The sequence below is a fragment of the Vibrio sp. 10N.222.52.B7 genome (genome assembly GCF_041474275.1).
GTDB classification, from domain to species: Bacteria; Pseudomonadota; Gammaproteobacteria; order Enterobacterales; family Vibrionaceae; genus Vibrio; species Vibrio crassostreae_C.
On the sequence record NZ_JBFRTU010000375.1, the window covers coordinates 1 to 360 of the forward strand.

General features: G+C 46.9%; 1 pseudogene. It reads left to right on the forward strand.

The features are described from left to right. A pseudogene (locus AB4512_RS23280) lies at window positions 1–360 on the forward strand (sensor histidine kinase); the annotation flags it as partial.

Genomic DNA, 360 nt, shown 5'->3' on the forward strand with positions numbered 1-360 from the left:
ACCACGAAATCAACCAACCGCTTGCAGCGTTGCGAACCTACAGTGAGAACAGCTTAAAACTGCTTGAAATGGAACGAACCGATTTGGTGAAAAGCAATCTTGAGAAAATGATTGGCCTCAACAACACCATTACCGACATCATCGCGCGACTCAAAGTCTTTACTCGCAAGGTCACTAAACAAGAGCATCATATGGCGAACCTGCACCAAGCGGTCAACAACGCCACCAGTATTCTCAGTGCGCTGATGATCAAGCAAGGAATTACGCTAAGGCTAAGCACGGTGCCAGATGACATCAATATTGCGATTCATCCAACCGAACTCGAGCAAGTACTGGTGAATCTGATTCACAACGCGACTC